Raw genomic sequence first — 2,300 nt, 5'->3', positions numbered from 1 at the left:
TCCAACTCACCACCGGAGTTCCACCGCACCAGATCACCCGTCCGGTACATCCGCTCACCCGCACCACCAAACGGATCAGCCACAAACCGCTCAGCGGTGACGCCGAACCGGCCGGCGTAGCCGCGGGCCAAGCCCGCGCCAGCGACGTAGAGCTCGCCGATGACGCCGGCGGGCAGCAGTCGCAGGTTCTCGTCCAGCACATACACGCGGGTGTTGGCCAGGACCTCGCCGATGGGCGCACGGACGGCACTGGCGTGATGGTCCCTGTCGATCACGGAGATCGAGACGTCGTCCGAGCACTCGGCGGGACCGTAGACGTTGGCCATGGGGATGTTGGGAAAACGCGCGTACCAGCGTGTTACCAAGTCCGGCGGAAGCTCCTCGCCGTGCACGAGCATCCAGCGCAGGCCAGCAAACCGGTCCACGGTGGAGTCGTCCAGGTCCCAGGTATCGAGGATCGCGCGCAGCACCGCGGGCACGATCTGCAGAACAGTCACGCCGTGTTCGGCCACGCACTCAAGCGTCGCCAGCGGATCCCGGTTGGTGTCGTCGTCCATGATGTGGACCCGGCCGCCGGCCAGAAGTATCGTCAGCGCCTGCCACACCGAGACGTCGAAGGTCAACGGGGCGTTGAAGGCCATGGTGTCGTTGTGGTCCAGGCCGTACAGGTCCACCACGGCGTGGAGGTGGTTGGCCAGACCGCGGTGCGGGACGAGCACGCCCTTGGGGTGGCCCGTGGAACCGGAGGTGAAGACGGAGTAGGCAGTGCAGTCCTGAAGCTCAGCCATGTCGGGGCCGTGCCACTCGTCGGTCGTGTCCGGAGTACTGGTGAACAGCAGCCGTACGGGGCCCGAGGCCGCGGCGATCACGGCGGATGCCCGTTCCTGCAGCTCAGGGGCGGCCACCAGGTAGGCGACGCCCGCATCGTCGAGCATCCGCGCGGCCCGTTCCACGGGGAGGCTGCTGTCCAGCGGCATGTAGCCACCTCCGGTACCCAGGATGCCCAAGACGACGGAGACGTACCAGGGGCTGCGCTCCGACAGCACCGCTGTGATCGAGTCCGGTCCCACGCCGGCGTCGGCCAGGACACGGGAGACAGCGTCCGCGTCTGCGGCGAGATTGCGATAGGTGAAGCTGCTGTGGTCATCGGAGACAGCCGGGGCGTCGGGGCGCTCTGCCGCGAGCCGACGTACGTGTGCCGCCAGGTCCATCGGGCGCTCGGGGACCTGGGAGCCCTGCCACTGCACCAGCTGCTGGTGCCGCTCCTGCGCGGACAGCAGTTCTACGTCGCCGATACGCAGGTCCGGGTCGGACGTCACGGCTTCCAGCAGGCGTACGAGGCGTTCGGCCATCGCCCGCACAGTGGAACGGTCGAAGAGGTCGGTGGCGTACTCCCAGGAGGTCCGCAGACCGGCCGGGCGGCCGTCGCTGTCGCGCCGACTCTCGAAGTCCACGGAGAGGTCGAACTTCGAGGTGGGCGTGGTCTGGGCCAGAACCTCGGCCCGCAGCCCCGGCAGTTGTACCTCGTTCACTCCGAAGCCGTCGTTGAGGGCGACCAAGACCTGGAACAGCGGGTGCCAGGCGAGGGACCGCTCGGGATTGAGGGCCTCGACGACCCGGTCGAAGGGCATGTCCTGGTGGGCGTACGCCTCCAGGTCGGCCCTGCGCACTCGTTCCAGCAGCTCGGCGAAGGTCGGGTCGCCGGAGGTGTCGGTGCGCAGCACGAGTGTGTTGACGAAGAAGCCGACCAGCTCGTCCAGGGAGGCGTCGGACCGCCCGGCGACGAGCGTGCCCAGGGGCACGTCGTGGCCGGCTCCCGACCGGCTGAGGATCACCGCGACAGCGGCCTGGAGCACCATGAACACCGTGCACTGACGGGCCTGGGCGAGTTCTTGGACGCGGGCGTGGAGCGCCGACTCCATGGTGATCTCGACGGTGGCGCCCTCGTAGCTGGCGACACCCGGACGTGAGCGGTCGAAGGGGAGTTCCAGCTGCTCAGGGAGGCCCGCGAGGGCATTCCTCCAGAATTCGGTGTGGGTGGCGAGGGTGCTGTCGGGGTCTTGTTCGTCACCGAGGAGCTCCCGCTGCCACAGGGTGTAGTCGGCGTACTGTACCGGCAGCGGCGCCCAGTCCGGCTCCTCGCCAGCGCACCGCGCCCGGTAGGCATGTGCCAGGTCCCGCAGCAGCGGCCGCATGGAGACGCCGTCGCCGGCGATGTGGTGCACCAGGATCAGCAGCACCGACTCCTCGCCAGCAGAGGTGAACAGCCAGGCCCGCACAGGCACCTCGCATGTCACGTC

1 protein-coding gene is annotated in these 2,300 nt (G+C 68.7%); it reads right to left on the bottom strand.

Going from position 1 to position 2,300, the window contains the following annotated elements:
• Positions 1-2,279, bottom strand: a 2,279-nt coding sequence (locus tag ACGFS9_RS32715) for an amino acid adenylation domain-containing protein (RefSeq protein ID WP_393258630.1), incomplete at its 3' end; no start/stop codon positions are given.
• Between the last annotated feature and the right edge of the window lie 21 nt (positions 2,280-2,300).

Origin of the sequence: Streptomyces sp. NPDC048566 (genome assembly GCF_043199735.1) — a bacterium.
In the GTDB taxonomy this organism is placed as follows: Bacteria; Actinomycetota; Actinomycetes; order Streptomycetales; family Streptomycetaceae; genus Streptomyces.
The sequence above is the reverse complement of the archived record's forward strand: the minus strand, read 5'-3'. Positions and strand labels throughout refer to the sequence as shown.